This window comes from Actinoplanes sp. NPDC051859, from assembly GCF_044452725.1.
Lineage (GTDB): Bacteria > Actinomycetota > Actinomycetes > Mycobacteriales > Micromonosporaceae > Actinoplanes.
Map to the genome: position 1 here is coordinate 135,159 of NZ_JBITBX010000007.1, position 18,193 is coordinate 153,351.

Consider the following 18,193-nt stretch of genomic DNA (forward strand, 5'->3'; position numbering starts at 1 on the left):
AAACAAGGAGTGTTGCCGCCATGGACTGGCGCCACGATGCGATCTGCCGCGACGAGGACCCGGAGCTGTTCTTCCCGATCGGGACGTCCGGCCCCGCGCTCCTGCAGGTCGAGCAGGCCAAGGCCGTGTGCCGGCGGTGCCCCGTGACCGAGTCGTGCCTGCAGTGGGCGCTCGAGAGCGGTCAGGACGCCGGCGTATGGGGCGGTATGAGCGAGGATGAGCGGCGCGCGGTCAAGCGTCGCGGCGGCCTGCGGGTCAGCGCTACTACCGTCTGAACAATCCCCTCACAGCATTCACGCCCCGGGCCGTCACGGCGCCGGGGCGTCGTGCTGTCTAGCCACATCCGCGTACCGTTCTGATTACCGCGAGCAATGGTGACGCTCGGCGGGAATGCGATCACCGAGCTATGCGAAATGATCTCGAAATCATCGCAATGCTGAAAACAGCATAGGGAGCGCTCTGCTGTGGACGGTCAGCCTCTCTCAGGCAGTTCCCAGTGAGCGTGATCACCAGGCCGGTAACCATGATCACGAGTGCCGTAACGCAGCTCACGGCAATAACGCGAAAGCAAAGTCAGGCCACCGCACCGAGGCGCGAAACACACTCTCCCGCCGTCACCCGGTCAGCGACCAGCGCAGCCAGAGCCGAACTGTCCGTCAACGGTTCCGCCACCACAGCCACCCCGGCTTCCAGCGCCGATGCCACGGTCGCATCCCACAGCAGCCCGGGTGCCAGAAAATAGGAAGACAACCCGATCCGGCGGCAGCCGGCGGCCCGCAACGCGTGTACGGCCTCGCCAGCGAGCGGCGGCGCTGCCGAGGCATATGCCACCCGACACGGCACTCCCAGCCGCTCCCCCAGCGCCACGGCGGCCGCCTCGACCGTCGCCCGCGCCGACGCGCTTCGCGTGCCTGCGGCGGTCAGCACCACGCCATCCACTGCCGCCCGACCGACAACGCGCGCGGCGACACCCGCAGCCCCCTCGACCGCCATCCGCACCGCGCTCCCAGCGACACCCCCAGCCCTCTCGACCGTCGTCCGCACCGCGCTCCCAGCGACACCCGCAGCCCCCTCGACCGCCGTCCGCATCGCGCTCTCAGCGACCCCCGAGACCCGGCAAGCCGGCGCACGCCTGGCGGGATCCCACTCCTCAGCAACCGACTGGGCCTCATGCAGGCGCGCCGCCAAGCCGTCGAGAAGCAGTGCCGGCACCTGGCCCGCCACCGGCCCCAGCACCTCGGTCAGCTCCACGTCCAGCTGCACGCCCGCAGCCCGAGCGGCGGTGATCTCCCCGGGCACGTCCACCCGCCCGTGATAGGCGGAGGTCAGCAGCAGCGGCACCATGACCGCCCGCGCATGTCCGGCCGCCGCAAACGACGCCAGCACCTGCCGCGGCCGGGGAACGCTGTGATCGAGGTACGACGCCCGCACGTCCCAGTCCGGGTGCAACGCGCGGACTGACGCTGCAAGACGTTCCGTCGCCCGCGCCGCCCGCGGATCCCGACTCCCATGAGCAACGAGGACTACGCCCCGGCGTGGCGCGTCGACGCAGAGGCTGGCCGCCCGGCCCGGCGCCCCAGGCGAGACGGCCCGGCCCGGCGCACCGGGGAAGGAATCAGCTGACGGTTGGTGGGAAGCGTCTGACAGCTCGGTCATGCGTGCAGCCCGCATTCCGTCTTGTCGAACATCGCCCAGCGGCCTGCGCGCGGGTCCTCGCCCGCCGTGGTCCGGCGGGTGCACGGCCAGCAGCCGATCGAGCCGTACCCCTTGGCGAACAGCTCGTTGACCGGCACGTTCCAGCGCGCGATGTAGCGGTCCACGTCGTTTTGGGTCCACGCCGCGATCGGGTTGACCTTCACCTTGCCCTTGCGCGGGTCGAACGCCACGACCGGCGTGTTCGCGCGGGTCGGTGACTCGTCGCGGCGCAGGCCGGTCGCCCAAGCGTCGTAGGAGGAAAGGGCCCGCTCCAGCGGCTCGACCTTGCGCAGGAAGCAGCATTCGTCCGGGTTGCGGGCGAAGAGCCGCGGCCCCAGCTCGCCGTCCTGCTGGCCGACGGTCCGCCGCGGGCGGATCGACCGGACGTTGACGTTCATGGTCCGGGCGACGGTGTCGCGCACCTTCAGCGTCTCCGGAAAGTGCAGGCCGGTGTCGAGGAAGACCACGTCGACTCCGGGGGTCGCGCGGGAGTACAGGTGCGCGACGACGGCGTCGGCCATGGAGCTCGTCACGCAGAAGCGGTCCCCGAAGGTCGCCACCGACCAGCGCGCGATCTCGTCGGCGGACGCGTCGGCCAGCACGGCCGCGCCCTCGGTCGCGAGGGTTTCCAATTCGGCGCGGGACCGGCGTGCGGGGTCGACGGGCTCACTCAGGTTCACCAGGCCGAGGTCGGCGGCGGTCAGCACTCTCATCGGTTCACTCCCTGGGAGCAGTCCATGGAACTTGACCGAGAAGACGCGGGCGCAGGAGTGGCACTCCCAGGCGCCGTGCGCGGCCTCGTTGGGGAACAGGTCTTCTTCGCCGCAGTAGGGGCAGTGCAGCGGGGTGCTTCGGGCGTCGCTCATGTCAGCAGCCCCTCGTCGGCGCGGACGACCCAGTCGGCGAAGCTCTCGCCGTCGGTGCGGCCGGCCAGGTAGTTGCGGGCGAGCCTTTCCACGTACCCGGGAAGCTCTTCGGCAGTGGCTTTGAGGCCGCGCACCTTGCGGCCGAAACCGGCCGTCTGACCCTGCGCCATGCCGAGGCCGCCGCCGAGATGCACCTGGAAGCCCTCGACCTGCCGGCCCTGCGCGTCCATGACCAGCTGGCCCTTGAGCCCGATGTCGGCGACCTGGGTGCGCGCGCAGGCGTTGGGGCAGCCGTTGATGTGGATCGAGATGTCCGTGTCGAAGTCCCGGAGCCGCTCTTCGAGCCGGGCCACCAGTTCCTCACCGCGGGCTTTGGTCTCGACAATGGCGAGCTTGCAATATTCGATGCCGGTGCAGGCCATCGTGCCGCGGCGCCAAGCCGACGGCCGTGCTTCCAACCCGATGCCACGCAGGCCTGCGACCAGCGGTTCCACCTGGTCGTCGGCAACATCGAGAACCAACAGCTTTTGGTACGGGGTCAGGCGCACCCGGTCTGATCCGTGCCGAGCCACCAGGTCAGCCAGCCGGCTCAGCTGCGTCCCCGACGAGCGCCCGACGACCGGGGCGGCACCTACGTAGTTCCGCCCGTCGCGCTGCCGGTGCACGCCGATATGGTCGATCGGCTTCTCCGGGAGATCCGGGGCGGGTCCGTCGATGAGGGCCCGGCCGAGGTATTCCTTCTCCAGCACCTCGCGGAACTTCGCGACACCCCAGTCGGCGAGCAGGAACTTGAGCCGCGCCCGGTTCCGCAGCCGGCGGTAGCCGTAGTCGCGGAAGATCCCGACCACGCCCTCCCACACGTCCGGGATCTCGTCCAGTGGCACCCACACGCCCAGCCGTTCGGCGAGCCGCGGATTGGTCGACAGCCCGCCGCCGACCCACAGGTCGAAGCCGGGCCCGTGCTGCGGGTGCACCACCCCGAGCAGCGAGATGTCGTTGACCTCGTGCGGGGTGTCCGCCAGCCAGGAGATCGACGTCTTGAACTTGCGCGGCAGGTTGGAGTAGCGCGGGTCACCGACGTACCGCTCGACGATGGTGTCGATGGCGGGGGTCGGGTCCAGCACTTCCTCGGTCGAGACGCCGGCGACCGGGCTGCCGAGCACGATCCGCGGACAGTCGCCGCAGGCTTCGGTCGTTTGCAGGCCGACCGACTCGAGCCGCCGCCAGATCTCCGGCATGTCCTCGACCCGGATCCAGTGGAACTGCACGTTCTGCCGGTCGGTGAGGTCCGCGGTGTCCCGGGCGAACTCGGTGGAGATCTCCGCGATCACGCGCAGCTGGGCGACGGTCAGGGCGCCGCCGTCGATGCGTACGCGCAGCATGAAGAACTCGTCTTCCAGCTCGTGCGGTTCCAGCACCGCGGTCCGGCCACCGTCGATGCCCGCCTTGCGCTGCGTGTAGAGCCCCCACCAGCGGAACCGGCCGCGCAGGTCCTGCGGGTCGATGCCGGCGAACCCGGTGTGCGCGTAAATGTTCTCGATCCGGGCCCGGACGTTCAGCGGATCGTCGTCCTTCTTGATCCGCTCGTTCGGGTTCAGCGGCTCGGTGTGTCCGACCGCCCACTGACCCTCACCGCGGGCCTTACGCGGGCGGGCCGGACGAGCGGCGGGCGCGGGAGGTGTGGCGGGCGCGGGGGTGGTGGTGCTGAGCGCCATGGCGGCGTCCCTTCAGCGTTTGTGGGCACGCTGCGACGCTCACGGCAGGTATCGCGACAACGGTGTCTGGCGAGGATGCCGGCGCGTCTCGCGCGCCCGGACAAGAAACTCGGGCGGCGTCAGACAGCCGGACACATGGCGCTGCGGACACGGCCGTAGTCGACGTGGCGGCGAGCCACGAAGCGGCGGTCAACTGCAGCGGTCATGCCGGCAAGCCTCTCACGCGCACGCCTTCTGTACCAGCCCGGTCCAGAATCCGGGAGCGTGCGCACGGCCACACCGAGCTCTTCCGCAGAGCTCAGTAATTCCGCTTACTCGAACTCGCCGCATTTCACGCCGGAGGTGAACGCGTCCCACGCAGCCGCGGTGAAAGTCAGCACCGGACCGGATCCTCGGTCCTTGGAGTCCCGCACCGCACGGCCACCATCCACCAGATCGAGCACCTCGACGCAGTTGTCACCGCCGCCCGAGGACCGGCGAGATTTCCGCCAACCTGGCTGGCCGTTCAGGTCCATGTCACTCCTTGATGCTGTTCCGCGCCATCTGAATCCTCACCCGTGACGCCTCCGGGTCGACCCCAGCCGCCATCAGCTGATCGAACGCGAGCCTATACCCAGCCACATCGTCAGCCCAGTCAATGTAAGTGTCTCGGTAGGAAGCTTCCAGGAAAGCGACCGAAGGGTAGTCAGTGAAGGACATCAGCGTGAAAGCGCAGCTCAGCCCGGGATGCCACCGCGAGTCCATCGGAACGATCTGCAAGGTCACTGATGGCGGCAACGACAGCAGATGATCAAGCTGTTCACGGAGTGCCGCGCCGCCGCCGATCGGTCGGGCGAGGAGAGACTCGTCGAGGATCGCCCACATTGTCAGGTCCTCGTGGAGGCGCTTCTGCCGCTCCAACCGGGCCGACACCACGCGGTCGATCTCGTCGTCTGTGCGCGGCAGACCGCCTGCGAACGTGGCGCGGGCGTACGCCTCCGTCTGCAGTAGGCCGTGGATGGTGCCGAGCGACCACGTCCGCACTTCCGCGGCGGAGGCTTCGAAGGCGACGTACTCCGCAAGGCCGGGGCCGATGACGTCGCGGTAGGCGTCCCACCACGCGCGCTCTTTGCCGGCGCGGGCCAACGCCCAGTACGACTCGCGCTCGCTGGCGTTGACGCCGTAAAGCTCGAGGAGGAGGTACAGGTCGCCGCGGCCGACGCTGGAGCGGGCCTGCTCGATCCGGGTGACCTTCGATTGGGCGCAGCCCAGGTGCTCAGCCGCCCGATCGGCGGACAGGCCCAGTCCTTCCCGTAACTTGCGCAGGGCCATGCCGAGCTGGCGTTGCCGCAGGTTGGGAGCCTTACGGAAGGCAGGCTGAGTCATGGCAGGAATGATGCCAATCAGATTTCGTCTATACAAGCCATTGAAGTCCAATGTGCATCATGCGACGCTGAGCAGGCGCGGAGACAGCCTGCCGGAACGTGTTCCGGCGGTGGTAACCGCGCCCGCACAGCAAGTCGCGTGCGAGCCCCGCCCGGGCAATCGGATTCAGGGAATGCTCAGGTTGTCCGGGCTGGGCACGGGGTAGGGCCTGCGGCATGGATTCCTCGGTCATGGTTTTCGCGCCCGCCCCTCAGCTCACCGTGACGATCGAGCAGCAGGCGGACTCCGTCGAGCTGCACGTCCACCCCGGCAGCCAGGGCATCTGGCAGGCCCGGATGGTGGCCGCGCTCGGCGTGCCGGTCACGCTCTGCGTCGCCGCCGGCGGGGAGACCGGCGACATCATCGTGCGGCTCCTGCAACAGGAAGACGTTCGGGTACGCGCGGTGGCCCGCGCCTCCGACAGCGGCTGGTACGTGCACGATCGCCGCGACGGCAACCGGACGGCCATCGCTGAGCACCCCGGAGCGCCGTTGCTGCGGCACGATCTCGACGAGCTGTACACCACGACGTTGACCGAAGGGCTGAAGGCGACGGTCAGCATCTTGAGCGGGGCGGCCGGGACCGAGGTGGTGGATGCGGATGTCTACCGGCGGCTCGCGGCGGATCTGCGTACGCATGGCGGCAAGGTGGTCGCCGATCTGTCGGGCGACAATCTGACCGCGGTGTTGGCCGGCGGCGTCTCGTTCCTGAAAGTGAGCCACGAGGAGCTGATCGACGACGGGCGGGCGGCGAACGACAGTGTCGCGGAGCTGGTGAAGGCCGCGCACGCCTTGCGCGAGGAAGGCGCGGACGCGGTGTTGATCAGCCGGGCCGACGAGGCCGCGATCGCCCTGATCGAGGACGAGGCGCTGGCCGTGGAGTTGCCGGCCCTGCAGGTCGTCGACCACCGGGGCGCGGGCGACTCCATGACTGCCGGCGTCGCCTCGGTGCTGGCCCGCGGCGGCGACCTGCGGGACGCGCTGCGGACCGGCGCCGCGGCAGGTGCGCTCAACGTGACGCGGCACGGGCTCGGTACGGGCCGCGGCGAAGCGGTCGCGCAGCTGATCGAACGGGTGCAGCTGCGGCCACTCGACGCCTAGCGCTTGCCGAGCGGCACCACGAGAACCGCTTCGGTGCCCCCGCCGGCGCGGTTGCGCAGTTCGATCGTGCCGCGCAGCTCCCCGGTTGCCAGCGCCTGCACGATCTGCAGGCCGAGGCGGCCCTTGGCGTCGCTCTCGAAGCCGTCCGGCAGGCCTTGGCCGTTGTCGGCGACCGTCACGTGCAGCTGCTTGCGGAAGCGGTGCGCCGACACGACAACTTCGGCGGTCGAGGGTTCCGCCACCGACTCGGTTTCCTCGTCGCGCGGCGGGAAGCCGTGCTCCACCGCGTTGATCAGGAGCTCGTTGAGAACCATCACGAGGGAGGTGGCGATCTCCGCGGGCAACACGCCGAAGGTGCCCTCGCGGCGCATCTTGACGGAGATCTCGGTGGCGGCGACCTCGGAGGCGGCGGTGGCGACCCGGTCCACGATGCCGTCGAACTCGACAGCTTCGTCGCTGTCGCTGGACATGGACAGGGTCTCGTGCACGAGGGCGATGGAGGCGACCCGGCGTACGGATTCCTGCAGAGCCATTCGGGCCTCGGGGATGTTGACCCGGCGGGCTTGCAGGCGCAGCAGCGCGGCGACGGTCTGCAGGTTGTTCTTGACCCGGTGATGGATCTCGCGGATCGTCGCGTCCTTCGTCATCAGCGCGCGGTCCCGGCGGCGGACGTCGGTGACGTCGCGGACCAGCACGAGCGCACCGATCGGCACGCCCGCCGGCATGAGCGGCAGGGCGCGCATGAGAACGGTGGCGCCGCGGGCCTCGACTTCCTTGCGGGCCGGGGATTCGCCGCGCAGGGAGGTGAGGATGCGCTCGGCGGCGTCCGTGCCCTCCAGCGGGTCGGCGGCGAGGCGCTTGGACAGCACCGACAGTTCCTCACCGACGAGGTGGGCGTTGAACCCGAGCCGCCGGTACGCCGACTGGGCGTTGGGACTCGCGTAGGTGACTTTGCCGCCCGCGTCGAGCCGGATCAGACCGTCGCCGACGCGGGGCGCGGACGTGGTTTCGCCCTGGTGGCGGCGCGGCGGCGGGAACGTGCCGTCGTTGACCATCTGAGCCAGGTCGTCGGCGGTGGTCAGATAGTTGAGCTCGAGCTGGCTGGGCGTCCGCGCGGTGGACAGGTTGGTGTCCCGGCCGATGATCGCTATGACCTCGATGTTCTCGTCTGCGCCGCGCAGCCGCACCGGGATGGCTTCGTGGCGGGCCGGGGTGTCGCCGTACCAGACAGGGTCGCCTTCGCGCCAGATCCGGCCCTGCACGTAGGCGATGTCCAGGTGAGCCACCTCGGGACCGCCGGAGATCTTGCCGACCTGGTCGTCCTGGTACGCCGTCGGCGCGGTCGTCGGGCGCACCTGGGCGATGCACAGGAACGACCGGGCGTGCTGGCCTTCGACCGGGCGTACGGGCACCCAGAGCAGCAGGTCGGCGAAGGACAGGTCGGACAGCAGCTGCCAGTCCCCGGCGAGCCGGGTGAGGTGGTCGATGTCGCCGGGGTTGAGGTCGGTGTGCTCTTCGGCGAGCTCGCGCAGCGTGGACACGGAACCCAGCCTGCCATCCCCGGACTCAGAGAGTTGCGGTGACCTTCTTGAGGCCGCGCGGGGCGTCCGGGTCCTCGCCGCGGGCCAGCGCCAGCGCGAGGGCGAGCTGTTGCAGCGGGAGGATGTCGAGCAGGGGGGCGTACCGCTCGTCGACGTGGGGCACGGACAGCCGGCCGGCCGCGCCGGGGATGTCGTGGGCGCCGATGGTGACGACGTCGGCGCGGCGCTCACCGAGCCGGTTGACCACGTCGGCCATCGAGGTGCCGCCGGGGCCGCTGCCGACGACGGCGAGCACGGGCACGTCCGGGTCGGTCATCGCGAGCGGGCCGTGCAGCAGGTCGGCGCCGGAGAAGGCGAGGGCCGGCAGGTAGGAGGTCTCCATCAGTTTCAGTGCCGTCTCGCGGGCGGTCGGGTACGCGTATCCGCGGCCGGTCGTGACCATCCGCGACGCGAACCGGTAGCGCTGCGCCAGCTCATCAGCGCCGCGCCCGGCCAGTGTTTCCTCGGCGAGCTGCGGCAGCTTTTCCAGCGCGGCGCGTTCCTCGGCGGGCAGCGTGCCGTCGCCGCTGCGGATGCCTTCCACCAGCAGCAGCAGCGCGAGCAGTTCGGCGGTGTACGTCTTGGTCGCGGCGACCGCTCGCTCATGCCCGGCGGAGATGTCGATGGACAGCTCGGCCACGTCGACCAGGGTCGAGCCGGGGTTGTTTGTCACCGCAAGAGTGAGAGCGCCACTCTCCCGGGCGACTTTGAGCACTTCGGTGAGGTCCGGGGAGCCGCCGCTCTGGCTGACGCCGACGACGAGGGCCTTGGCGAGATCGGGCCGGGCGCCGTAGAGCGTGATCGCGCTCGGTGAGGCGAGACCGACCGGAATGCCGAGCCGGATCTCGGTGAGGTAGGCGCCGTAGAGGGCGGCGTGGTCCGACGTGCCGCGTCCGACGAAGACGACATGCTCGGGGCGGTGTTCAGCGATACGGGCCGCTACCTGGGCGATCTCCGCGGCGGGGCTGCCCTGCAACAGGCGGGCGTAGTTCTCCGGCTGCTCGGCGATGTCGGCCGCCATGCCCTGACCTCGCTGCGTCACTGCGTCCTCCCGAATTGCGCACTCTCGCTCGTACGGTGCGCAGTCTTGCACGTTTGAGCGCCCAAACACAACGTAACGAGCAAGATCACGCAGTTGTGCAGGACTGACATATTGAGCGTCGTCGCCTAGGCTTCGCGTCGGTGGCACACCGCGTGCCATCGACGCACGCGAAGGCCCCGGCAACACCGGTGCCGCCGAAGAACCGCTCGCGGGCGATGAGGAAGGCGCAGCCATGGAAGACTCCCGGCGCTCGGCCGACGACGACCTCGAGCAGGCCCGCGCCGCGCTCGAACGGGGCGAGGTGCACCATGCCGCCGACCACCTGGCCGGAGCGATAGCGCTCGCGCCGACGCTGCCGGAAATCCACGAGCTCCTCGGCCGGCTGTCCACCCGCGCAGACGGCGGCCTGGAGCTCTTCCCCCTCGAACAGCACGCCTTCGTGGGCACGGTCGTCGCCCGCGCCCACCTGCTCGCCGCGGCAGGCCGACCCGAAGACGGCTTGCCTCTGCTCGCCGCGGCAAGCGGACACACGCCCGGCGTCGACTGGGCGGGCGTGCCCTGGGTCATCGATCCGGAGCTGGGCGCGCGGATGGAGCCCGGCCTGCTCGCCCGGATCGTCATGCAGCTGTGCACGGCGATCGGCGACCCGGCGCCTGAGGCGGGTCGGGCGGCGCTGCGGCCGTACCTGACGCTGGTCGGGCATGCCGTGCAGGCGCACGCCGAGCACGCGATGCTGCTGGGTGCCGGCTCGGCGCTGGCGCGCCGGCTCGGCGAGGCGGACCGGGCCGTGCGATGGGCCGCTCACGGCGCCCGGTTACGGCCGTCGAAACTCGCGGAGATCTGGCTCGGGTACGCCTACCGCAGCGCCGGCCGCGTCCCGGAGTCCCTGGCCGCCCTGCGCCGTGCGGTGATGTACGACCCCGACGACCTCTCTGTCTACGCCGACATCGCGGGAACCCTGGCCGACAGCGGCCGGCTGGACGACGCGTTGGCCTGGATCGACCGAGCGCTCGCCAAGAACCCCGAGGACGACTGCGCGGTGCACACCGGCTGCCGGCTGCGCTACCGGGCGGACGGCGACCTGGCCCACCTGGTGCGGCTGGCCGACTTCCAGCGGGACCACCCCGACGACACGCACGAGCACAACGATCTGGCCGAGTCCTGCGCCGATCAGCCCTGGCTCAGCCGGGTCCCCGCCGCACCCGAAGTGCCGCTCGACCCGGCACGGGAGCCCTTCGTCGCGGGAGCCCCGAGTGCGGAGGCGATCGAACGCCTGCACCGGGCTGCGCATCCGCTGTGGGCCCACCCGCCGGCCGCCTACGACGCGGCGCTGGGCTTGGTGCTCGTCGAAACCGAGGACCTGTTGGCGCTGATCGCCTCGCCGCCGCCGGCCCCGGACAACGACGAGGGCCGGGCCTTGGCAGCGCACGACCCCGCGCTGTGGCGACGGAGCGCCCAGGTCTGGGCCTGCCTCGGGCTGCTGCATCATGACACCGAGCAGCGCTGGCCCTTCTCGAAGCGGCGCCGACTGCTGGTGGACCTCGCGAAGGGCGGCCTCGACTCGATCACCGAGGCAGCGCTGTTCGCCCTGGTCACGTACGCATGGGTGGATCCGACCGCCCGGCCCGACGTGGCCGCGCTGATGACCCGCCGCCTGGAGGCAGCAGCGGGGTCCACCGCGCTGGCCTGGTCCATCGCCCAGCTTGCGCTAGCCACGCCGGACCTGCCTGTCGAGGTGCGGGAGCGCGCCACCGCGATCATCAAGGCAGAGGAACGGGCCGGCCTCCCGCCGATCCCGCGACAGCGGAACCGGCGGTCAGGACTGCTGCGGCGCTGGATCTCCGGCCGCGGAATTATTCGATAACGGCGATCAGGTCGCCTTCCTGCACCACGTCACCCTCGTTGACCGCCAGCTTCGCCACGGTGCCGTCGGACTCGGCGAGGACCGGGATCTCCATCTTCATGGACTCGAGGATCACCAGCGTGTCGCCTTCCTCGACCTCGGCGCCGGCCGCGGCCACGACTTTCCACACATTGGCCACCATTTCGGCACGGATTTCGTCGGCCATGGTGCTTGTCCTCTCGTCGGCGCTTCGTCGCGTGAACGGTATCCAATCATGATTCGCTCCCGGGCACATATGGGGCGCGCGACCTGATGTTCCGTGGCCGTCTACGATCGGCAGGTTGAACGTGCCCACGGCCGCCTCGCCGTCGGGAGACGCGCACCGATGAGGAGAACGACATGGCCAAGAAGGCCCGCAAGAAGAAGGCTCGGAAGAAGAGCTCCGCGAACCACGGCAAGCGTCCCAACTCCTGAGCCGTGGGGTGACGCAGAAGGGCCGGTAGCGATCGCTACCGGCCCTTCTCACGTTCTGCGCCCGACTCAGGGCAGATATTCGTGGCTCTCCACCTCGACGACGTACTCGCTGAGCTTCAGCTTGAGCCGTTCGCGCAGCTCCCGGGGAGCCGTCTCGTCGCCGCAGCAGCGGGCCACGAGCGCCTTCACCTCGTGCTCGATGCCGTACTCGCGCAGACAGTCCGAGCAGTCGTCCAGGTGCTTCTGGATCAGCATCCGGCGCTCGTCGCTGCATTCGAGGTCGAGGTAGAGGTAGACCTCGCTGATGACGACGGTGCAGTCGGTCTTGTTGTCCTCGTCGCTCACGTCGCTCAGGCCTCCTGTGCGGCGGGCGTGCTGGTGCCTCGGGTGATTCCCCGGTCCACGGCGTACTGCTCCAGCAGATTGCGCAGGTTGCGGCGACCGCGGTGCAGGCGGGACATGACAGTGCCGATCGGCGTACCCATGATGTCGGCGATCTCCTTGTACGAGAAACCCTCGACATCGGCGAGGTAGACGGCCAGGCGGAACTCCTCGGGCAGCTGCTGCAGCGCATCCTTGATGTCGCTGTCGGGCAGCCGGTCCAGCGCCTCGGTCTCGGCGGAACGCAGGCCCGAAGACGTGTGCGACTCGCTGGAGGCGAGCTGCCAGTCCGAGATCTCCTCGGTGGGCGCCTGCACGGGCTGCCGCTGCTTGCGCCGGTACGAATTGATGTAGGTGTTGGTCAGGATCCGGTACAACCAGGCCTTGAGGTTGGTGCCCTCCTCGAACTGGTGGAACGCCGAGAACGCCTTGAGGAACGTCTCCTGCACCAGGTCCTCGGCGTCAGCGGGATTGCGCGTCATGCGCAGACCCGCGGCATACAACTGGTCGACGAACGGCAGTGCGTCCCGTTCGAAGCGCGCCCGGCGCTCCTCGGTCCGCTCGCTGCGTCCGCTCCGTTCGACCCGCTCTGTGGGCGTCACCCGCATCTCTCCCCTCGACTTGCCTGCCGAGGATACGGGGAGTGCCCCCTGTGCTGATTCGAAAACCGCCGGGGTGCTGACACTTACCGATGGGGTGAACCTCGGCGGGGACACCGCGGGCCACTCCGGCGAGCGCAACAGCTCCTGCACTGTGCGGGACTGCTGGCCCTCCCGCTCGGCGAATTCGGTTCCGCCTCGCACGATGCACACCCCTTCCGACGTACGGCAACTCGCAGGGGATGCAACGCCGGGCACCGCCGTCCGCATTCCGGACTAACGAGCCCAGCCGTGCCGGCGCAGCCAGTCCGCCACGATCTCTGCGGTGGCGGGCAGGTCTCGACGGAGGTCATGGACGGCTCCCGGGCGCACCACAACGTCGACCGCGCCGACCGGCTCAGGCACGCCGAACGGGTCCCGGTCACCGTTGACGACCAGCGTCGGCAGGTCGGCGGGCAGTTCTTCGGCGCGACTGCGCTCCGGCTTGCCTGGTGGATGGAGCGGGAAGGCCAGCGCCAGCACCCCGGCGGCACCGACTGCTGCCGCCGTACGGCAGGCGACCCGCGCGCCGCTGGACCGGCCGCCGGTGACGAGCGGCAGAGCGGGGTCGGCGATCTCGGCCAGGACCGCGGTCCACGCCTCGTCGAGGTGCCCGGCGGGCGCGGGAGCCTTGCGACCGGCCACGCGGTAGGGCTGGGTCACCAACGCCACCCGGACATCCGCGGCGACTGTGACGTCGTGCACCGCGGTCAGGTCGGGCGCGTCGACGTCGCCGCCGGCGCCGTGGCCGAGGACCAGCATGCTGCACGGCGGCCCGGCGGGGTCCGTGAGCCGGACCCGCGCCGGGCCGCGCGGTGTGTCGATCTCGAAGCTGCGCACAGCTCCTATGGTTACCGGCTGACCGGCTCCAAGGTGAGCAGGCGGCGATCTTCCTCCTCCGGCCCGTCGTCGACCGGGTCGCCGTTCGGCTGCACGCGCTCGCGCCAGGCGATCAGCATGGCCCGCCGTTCCCGCGGCGTGGTGCCGCCCCAGACCCCGTGGCAGTCGCCCACCTGCAGCGACCAGGCCAGGCACGGCCCCTGGACAGGGCAGGTGCCGCACAGCGTCACCGCGAGTTCAGTGGGTTCGTTCGGAGCTGGGAAAAAGGTTTCCGGATCGACGGTCCGGCAGGCGCCTCGGGTGCGCCAGGACTCGTCGTTGGTGCGGCCCGCAATGGCTTCGAGCAGGCGCGGGTCTCGTCGTGCGATGGCAACTTCATGTGGACGCGGCATTCGAGCGCGTGTCATCAGCCCACCTCCCCCGTGGGTACCGGTAATGCCGTGGCGGCGCGTCCGCACCATGCGCACCCGTCGCCACACCGGCGCTGGTTTCTATCGCACGCAACAAGATCAGAACAAGGGTGTTGTCTATCTCTCAAGAAAACTTACAGTCCGAGATGCCACCATTACCGGACAAAACTGAGGTAACGATTTGTGTACGGGCGGTCGACAACGCCTCAGAACAGCGCGGTTGGCTCCGCCGCCGACGCCGCCGATTCCTCGACGGGCAGCGGCGTGATCAGCTCTGGACCGTTGTTGCGGACGTTCCCGACGTCCGGCCGCACCGCCCGCACCTCGATGGCTGCCAACTCCGCCGCGGACAGCGGTTGCAGCAACTCATCGGGCTCACCGCCGCCGGAAAGCCACGGCGCCCAGCGCTCGCGCGGCAGGATCAGCGGCATCCGGTCGTGCACCGCGGTCAGTCCCCCGAGCGCCGCCGTCGTCAACACGCTGCACGTCAAGGTTTCGCCACGCCACATCGTCCAGATGCCCGCGAAGGCCAGCACCGAGCCGTCGCGCGGGGTCATGAAATAGGCCTGCTTCTGCTTGCCGGTCTTCACCCACTCGAACCAGCCGTCAGCCGGCACGAGACAGCGGCGCCGTTGGAAGGACGACGCGAACGCCGATGACGTCGCCACGGTCTCGGACCGCGCATTGATCATCCGAGCGCCTGCGCGCAGGTCTTTGGCCCACGGCGGCACCAAGCCCCAACGACCAGTGTCGACCACCCTGCCGTCGTGCCGCTGCGACATCCGGATCAGCGGCACCGGGTCGGTCGGCGCGACGTTCCAGCTCGCCCCGGGCGCCTCGGCGAGAACGGCCGCATCGAAGAGTTGACTGAGATCAGCCTCGCTCTTCGTCGTCGCATACCGCCCACACATGGGCCGAACCATACGCCGGCGCCCGGTGTCCCCGCTGACCCGACGTCGCCCCGGACCGGCAGAATGGGGGCGTGACTGCTGACGCCCGCCCCTGGACCGCGCCTGTGGCCGCTGGGCCGGTGACCGCCACCGTGCGGCTGCCCGGCTCCAAGTCGATGACCGCGCGGGCCGTGGTGCTCAGCGCATTGGCCGACAGTCCCGCCGAGATTCTTCGTCCGCTGCGCGCTCGCGACACCACGCTGATGGCCGACGGGCTGCGCGCGCTCGGCACCCGGATCGACACGAGCGACCCCGAGCGCTGGACCATCGAGCCCGGCGCCCTGCGCGGCCCAGCCACCATCGATGTCGGCCTGGCCGGCACGGTCATGCGTTTCGCGCCGCCGGTGGCCGCGCTGGCCGCCGGGACGGTCACCTTCGACGGCGACCCGCACGCCCGCAACCGCCCGCTGCGCCCGATCATCGACGCGCTGCGCACCCTCGGGGCCGACATCGACGCGTCACCCAGCGGCGGCCTGCCGCTCGTCGTCCGCGGCACCGGCACCCTGCCGGGTGGTCCGGCGGTCATCGACGCCTCGGCATCCAGCCAGTTCGTCTCCGGCCTGCTGCTCTCGGCACCCCGCTTCGCCAAGGGCCTCACGTTGCGCCACGAAGGACCGCCGGTTCCCTCGGCGCCCCACCTGCGGATGACCACGCACATGCTGCGGGCCGCCGGCGCCGTCGTCGACGAGAGCGAGCCCGACCGCTGGGTCGTCGAGCCGGGTCCGACGCAGGGCCGGGTCTGGACCATCGAGCCCGACCTTTCCGGCGCCGCGCCGTTCTTCGCCGCCGCCCTGGTCACCGGGGGCTCGGTGACGTTGGGCGGCTGGCCCCGCGACAGCTGGCAGCCGGTCGACACGCTGACCGGCCTGCTCACCGCCCTCGGCGCGGAGGTCACCCAGAACGACGACGGCCTTACCGTCCGGGGCACCGGCGTGCTGCACGGCATCGACGCCGACCTGTCCGAGGTCAGCGAGCTGACCCCGGTGCTGGCCGCACTGGCGGCACTGGCCGACTCGCCCTCCTCGCTGCGCGGCGTGGCGCACATCCGCGGCCACGAGACCGACCGCATCGCCGCGCTCGCCCGCGAGCTGAACAAGGTCGGCGCTGGCATCGTCGAGCACCCCGACGGCCTCGACATCACCCCGAGGCCACTCCACGCCGCCTCCTTCGAGACCTACGCCGACCACCGGATGGCGCACGCCGCCGCCGTCCTCGGCCTCGCCGTCGAGGGCATCCGCCTCACCGACGTAGCGTGTACCTCCAAGACGCTGCCCGAGTTCCCCGAGCTCTGGGCCGGCCTGGTGACAGGGAGCTGAAGCTGCCGGAACGCAAGAAACGCGAGTACGACGAGGACGACGTCCGGATCCGTCCGGGCAGGTCGTCGCGGCCGCGTACCCGCACCCGGCCCAAGCACGAGGACGCCGTCGAGGCGCTGGTGATCACCGTCGACCGCGGGCGCTACGGCTGTGTCCGCGAGGACGCCGACACCGAGGACGAGGTCATCACGGCCATGCGCGCCCGGGAGCTGGGCCGCAAGTCCGTGGTCGTGGGCGACCGGGTGGCCCTGGTCGGCGACGTCTCCGGCGCGCCCGGGGCGCTCGCCCGGATCGTGCGCATCGCCGAACGCACCTCCGTCCTGCGCCGTACGGCCGACGACGACGACACCACCCCCGAGGGCCGCCTCGAACGGGTCGTCGTCGCCAACGCCGACCAGCTGGTGATCGTCAGCGCCCTGTCCGACCCGCCGCCCCGCACCGGCTTCATCGACCGCTGCCTCGTCGCCGCGTACGACGCCGACGTGGAGCCGCTGCTGTGCCTCACCAAGGCCGACCTCGCCGGGCCGGAACAGGTGCTGGACTACTACGCCGAGCTGGACCTGCCGTACGTACTGATCCACCCGGACAGTGACCTCAGCGAGCTGCGCGGGCATCTCGCCGGCCAGATCTCGGTGCTGGTCGGGCATTCCGGTGTCGGCAAGTCCACGCTGGTGAACCGCCTGGTGCCGGACGCGTTGCGCGCGGTCGGCGTGGTCAGTGCGGTCGGCAAGGGCCGGCATACGTCGACGAGCGCTGTCTCGTTGCGCCTACCCAGGGTTCGGAAGAAGGGCGACCCGGGCTGGATCATCGACACGCCCGGGATCCGCAGCTTCGGGCTGGCTCATGTGAGCGCGGAGAGCCTGTTGCACGGCTTCGACGACCTCGTGGAGGGCACGGTCGACTGCCCGCCCAACTGCGGCCACACCGCGTCCGACGCGAGTTGTGCCCTGGACGCCTGGGTCGCCGAGGGCAAGGCGGACGCGCGTCGACTGTCCTCGTACCGTCGGCTTCTCAGCAGCCGCGCCGGCGACCTGGACGTGCGCGACCAGAGCGAGTGACCAGAGGTGCCGCGCAGCGGCTCGCCCGGCCTGAGGTCCGCGCCAGGCCACGATGATCCGCTAGCGTGCCCGCATGGCCTCGTATGCCGATGATCTCGCGCTTGCCCACCTGCTCGCCGACACGGCCGACTCGATCTCCATGGCGCGGTTCCGCGCGCTCGACCTGACGATCGAGTCCAAGCCGGACCTCACCCCGGTCTCGGACGCCGACACCGCCGTCGAGCAGGCCTTGCGTGCCACCCTGGCCCGGGCGCGGCCGCGCGATGGCGTGATCGGCGAGGAGTTCGGCAGCTCCACGGCCCCGGCCGGCGCGGGCAACCGGCACTGGGTCATCGACCCGATCGACGGCACCAAGAACTTCATCCGCGGCGTCCCGATCTGGGGCACGCTGATCGCGCTGATGGAGGGCGAGCGGCCGGTCGCCGGCCTCGTCTCCGCGCCGGCCCTGGGCCGCCGCTGGTGGGGCGCGCTCGGCCACGGCTCGTACGCGGGCAAGCACCAGCGTGCCGCCACCCGGCTCGCCGTCTCCGCCGTCCGCACGATCAGCGATGCGAGCTTCTGCTATTCCAGCCTGCTGAGCTGGGAGGAACGCGGTTACCTCGAACCGATGCTCGGCCTGCTGCGGGAGAGCTGGCGCAGCCGGGCCTACGGCGACTTCTACGGCTACATGCTGCTCGCCGAAGGCGCCCTCGACGCCATGGTCGAGCCGGAGCTGTCGCTGTGGGACGTGGCCGCCCTGATCCCGATCGTCACCGAGGCGGGCGGCAGCTTCACGGACCTGGCCGGGCAGCGTGCACCGGGCGACGGCAGCGCCATCGCTTCCAACGGCAAACTGCACGAGGAGATTCTCGAACGGTTGGCCCGCGGCCGGGCCTGACGCA

Annotated in this window: 19 protein-coding genes and 1 pseudogene; 7 read left to right on the plus strand and 13 right to left on the minus strand. The window is 70.5% G+C overall.

Annotated features, from left to right (window positions below):
• Positions 1–20 precede the first annotated feature (20 nt).
• Complete coding sequence (locus tag ACIA1L_RS19430) at positions 21–275, plus strand: WhiB family transcriptional regulator (RefSeq protein ID WP_396074207.1); 255 nt, start codon at positions 21–23, stop codon at positions 273–275.
• 298 nt (positions 276–573) lie between these two features.
• Here ACIA1L_RS19430 and ACIA1L_RS19435 read toward each other — a convergent pair.
• The 5 genes and pseudogenes from ACIA1L_RS19435 to ACIA1L_RS19455 form a co-directional block, all read right to left on the minus strand.
• Positions 574–1,542 (minus strand): annotated as a pseudogene (locus tag ACIA1L_RS19435) (sirohydrochlorin chelatase); the annotation flags it as partial.
• A gap of 110 nt (positions 1,543–1,652) precedes the next feature.
• Positions 1,653–2,408 (minus strand): phosphoadenylyl-sulfate reductase, encoded by a 756-nt coding sequence (locus ACIA1L_RS19440; protein WP_396074477.1) that lies wholly within the window; start codon positions 2,406–2,408, stop codon positions 1,653–1,655.
• 149 nt (positions 2,409–2,557) lie between these two features.
• Complete coding sequence (locus tag ACIA1L_RS19445) at positions 2,558–4,276, minus strand: nitrite/sulfite reductase (RefSeq protein WP_396074208.1); 1,719 nt, start codon at positions 4,274–4,276, stop codon at positions 2,558–2,560.
• 311 nt (positions 4,277–4,587) lie between these two features.
• The gene (locus ACIA1L_RS19450; protein ID WP_396074209.1) at positions 4,588–4,791 is read right to left on the minus strand and encodes a DUF397 domain-containing protein; all 204 of its coding nucleotides are present in this window, start codon (positions 4,789–4,791) and stop codon (positions 4,588–4,590) included.
• Position 4,792: 1 nt separating this feature from the next.
• Positions 4,793–5,641 (minus strand): helix-turn-helix domain-containing protein, encoded by an 849-nt coding sequence (locus ACIA1L_RS19455; protein WP_396074210.1) that lies wholly within the window; start codon positions 5,639–5,641, stop codon positions 4,793–4,795.
• Positions 5,642–5,856: 215 nt separating this feature from the next.
• Here ACIA1L_RS19455 and ACIA1L_RS19460 point away from each other — a divergent pair, with 215 nt between their 5' ends.
• Positions 5,857–6,780, plus strand: coding sequence for a 1-phosphofructokinase family hexose kinase (locus ACIA1L_RS19460; protein ID WP_396074211.1), 924 nt, complete (start codon positions 5,857–5,859; stop codon positions 6,778–6,780).
• Here the strand turns inward: ACIA1L_RS19460 and ACIA1L_RS19465 are convergent.
• Positions 6,777–8,321, minus strand: coding sequence for a sensor histidine kinase (locus tag ACIA1L_RS19465; protein WP_396074212.1), 1,545 nt, complete (start codon positions 8,319–8,321; stop codon positions 6,777–6,779). The two genes, ACIA1L_RS19460 and ACIA1L_RS19465, sit on opposite strands and share 4 nt — an antisense overlap.
• Positions 8,322–8,346: 25 nt before the next feature.
• Positions 8,347–9,381, minus strand: a complete 1,035-nt coding sequence (locus ACIA1L_RS19470; RefSeq protein WP_396074478.1) for an SIS domain-containing protein — start codon at positions 9,379–9,381, stop codon at positions 8,347–8,349.
• A gap of 253 nt (positions 9,382–9,634) precedes the next feature.
• Between ACIA1L_RS19470 and ACIA1L_RS19475 the strand changes: the two genes are divergently transcribed.
• Positions 9,635–11,266 carry a tetratricopeptide repeat protein gene (locus tag ACIA1L_RS19475; RefSeq protein WP_396074213.1) on the plus strand — a complete coding sequence of 544 codons (1,632 nt, stop codon included), beginning with the start codon at positions 9,635–9,637 and terminating at the stop codon, positions 11,264–11,266.
• On the opposite strand, the gene ACIA1L_RS19480 is transcribed toward ACIA1L_RS19475, so the two are convergent.
• A complete protein-coding gene (locus ACIA1L_RS19480; RefSeq protein WP_396074214.1) occupies positions 11,256–11,471 on the minus strand; it encodes a biotin/lipoyl-binding carrier protein in 216 nt (71 codons plus the stop codon). The two genes, ACIA1L_RS19475 and ACIA1L_RS19480, sit on opposite strands and share 11 nt — an antisense overlap.
• A 173-nt stretch (positions 11,472–11,644) precedes the next feature.
• Between ACIA1L_RS19480 and ACIA1L_RS19485 the strand changes: the two genes are divergently transcribed.
• Positions 11,645–11,719 (plus strand): 50S ribosomal protein bL37, encoded by a 75-nt coding sequence (locus tag ACIA1L_RS19485; protein ID WP_369752275.1) that lies wholly within the window; start codon positions 11,645–11,647, stop codon positions 11,717–11,719.
• A gap of 66 nt (positions 11,720–11,785) precedes the next feature.
• Here ACIA1L_RS19485 and rsrA read toward each other — a convergent pair whose 3' ends face one another.
• From rsrA to ACIA1L_RS19510, 5 genes are all read right to left on the minus strand, one after another.
• Complete coding sequence (rsrA, locus tag ACIA1L_RS19490; protein ID WP_396074215.1) at positions 11,786–12,064, minus strand: mycothiol system anti-sigma-R factor; 279 nt, start codon at positions 12,062–12,064, stop codon at positions 11,786–11,788.
• Positions 12,065–12,069: 5 nt separating this feature from the next.
• Complete coding sequence (locus ACIA1L_RS19495) at positions 12,070–12,903, minus strand: sigma-70 family RNA polymerase sigma factor (protein WP_396074216.1); 834 nt, start codon at positions 12,901–12,903, stop codon at positions 12,070–12,072.
• A 72-nt stretch (positions 12,904–12,975) separates the two neighbouring features.
• The gene (locus ACIA1L_RS19500; RefSeq protein WP_396074217.1) at positions 12,976–13,578 is read right to left on the minus strand and encodes an alpha/beta family hydrolase; all 603 of its coding nucleotides are present in this window, start codon (positions 13,576–13,578) and stop codon (positions 12,976–12,978) included.
• Between the two features lie 11 nt (positions 13,579–13,589).
• Positions 13,590–13,985: a WhiB family transcriptional regulator gene (locus ACIA1L_RS19505; RefSeq protein ID WP_396074218.1), complete on the minus strand. Its 396-nt coding sequence runs from the start codon at positions 13,983–13,985 to the stop codon at positions 13,590–13,592.
• A gap of 209 nt (positions 13,986–14,194) precedes the next feature.
• Entirely contained in the window at positions 14,195–14,899 is a 705-nt protein-coding gene (locus tag ACIA1L_RS19510; RefSeq protein WP_396074219.1) for an SOS response-associated peptidase, read from the minus strand.
• 71 nt (positions 14,900–14,970) lie between these two features.
• Here ACIA1L_RS19510 and aroA point away from each other — a divergent pair, with 71 nt between their 5' ends.
• The 3 genes from aroA to hisN all read left to right on the plus strand — a co-directional run bounded on the left by aroA (position 14,971) and on the right by hisN (position 18,189).
• The gene (aroA, locus tag ACIA1L_RS19515) at positions 14,971–16,254 is read left to right on the plus strand and encodes a 3-phosphoshikimate 1-carboxyvinyltransferase (protein WP_396074220.1); all 1,284 of its coding nucleotides are present in this window, start codon (positions 14,971–14,973) and stop codon (positions 16,252–16,254) included.
• The gene (gene rsgA, locus ACIA1L_RS19520) at positions 16,227–17,312 is read left to right on the plus strand and encodes a ribosome small subunit-dependent GTPase A (protein WP_396074479.1); all 1,086 of its coding nucleotides are present in this window, start codon (positions 16,227–16,229) and stop codon (positions 17,310–17,312) included. The genes aroA and rsgA overlap by 28 nt, the downstream gene beginning before the upstream one ends.
• Positions 17,313–17,385: 73 nt before the next feature.
• Positions 17,386–18,189 carry a histidinol-phosphatase gene (gene hisN, locus ACIA1L_RS19525; protein WP_396074221.1) on the plus strand — a complete coding sequence of 268 codons (804 nt, stop codon included), beginning with the start codon at positions 17,386–17,388 and terminating at the stop codon, positions 18,187–18,189.
• Positions 18,190–18,193 lie beyond the last annotated feature (4 nt).

What these genes read in the sequence shown, in the direction of transcription:
- ACIA1L_RS19430 (WP_396074207.1), top strand. Translation starts at nt 21, where the DNA reads ATGGACTGGCGCCACGATGCGATCTGCCGCGACGAGGACCCGGAGCTG.
- ACIA1L_RS19440 (WP_396074477.1), bottom strand. Translation starts at nt 2,408, where the DNA reads ATGAGAGTGCTGACCGCCGCCGACCTCGGCCTGGTGAACCTGAGTGAG.
- ACIA1L_RS19445 (WP_396074208.1), bottom strand. Translation starts at nt 4,276, where the DNA reads ATGGCGCTCAGCACCACCACCCCCGCGCCCGCCACACCTCCCGCGCCC.
- ACIA1L_RS19450 (WP_396074209.1), bottom strand. Translation starts at nt 4,791, where the DNA reads ATGGACCTGAACGGCCAGCCAGGTTGGCGGAAATCTCGCCGGTCCTCG.
- ACIA1L_RS19455 (WP_396074210.1), bottom strand. Translation starts at nt 5,641, where the DNA reads ATGACTCAGCCTGCCTTCCGTAAGGCTCCCAACCTGCGGCAACGCCAG.
- ACIA1L_RS19460 (WP_396074211.1), top strand. Translation starts at nt 5,857, where the DNA reads ATGGATTCCTCGGTCATGGTTTTCGCGCCCGCCCCTCAGCTCACCGTG.
- ACIA1L_RS19470 (WP_396074478.1), bottom strand. Translation starts at nt 9,381, where the DNA reads ATGGCGGCCGACATCGCCGAGCAGCCGGAGAACTACGCCCGCCTGTTG.
- ACIA1L_RS19475 (WP_396074213.1), top strand. Translation starts at nt 9,635, where the DNA reads ATGGAAGACTCCCGGCGCTCGGCCGACGACGACCTCGAGCAGGCCCGC.
- ACIA1L_RS19480 (WP_396074214.1), bottom strand. Translation starts at nt 11,471, where the DNA reads ATGGCCGACGAAATCCGTGCCGAAATGGTGGCCAATGTGTGGAAAGTC.
- ACIA1L_RS19505 (WP_396074218.1), bottom strand. Translation starts at nt 13,985, where the DNA reads ATGACACGCGCTCGAATGCCGCGTCCACATGAAGTTGCCATCGCACGA.
- ACIA1L_RS19510 (WP_396074219.1), bottom strand. Translation starts at nt 14,899, where the DNA reads ATGTGTGGGCGGTATGCGACGACGAAGAGCGAGGCTGATCTCAGTCAA.
- hisN (WP_396074221.1), top strand. Translation starts at nt 17,386, where the DNA reads ATGGCCTCGTATGCCGATGATCTCGCGCTTGCCCACCTGCTCGCCGAC.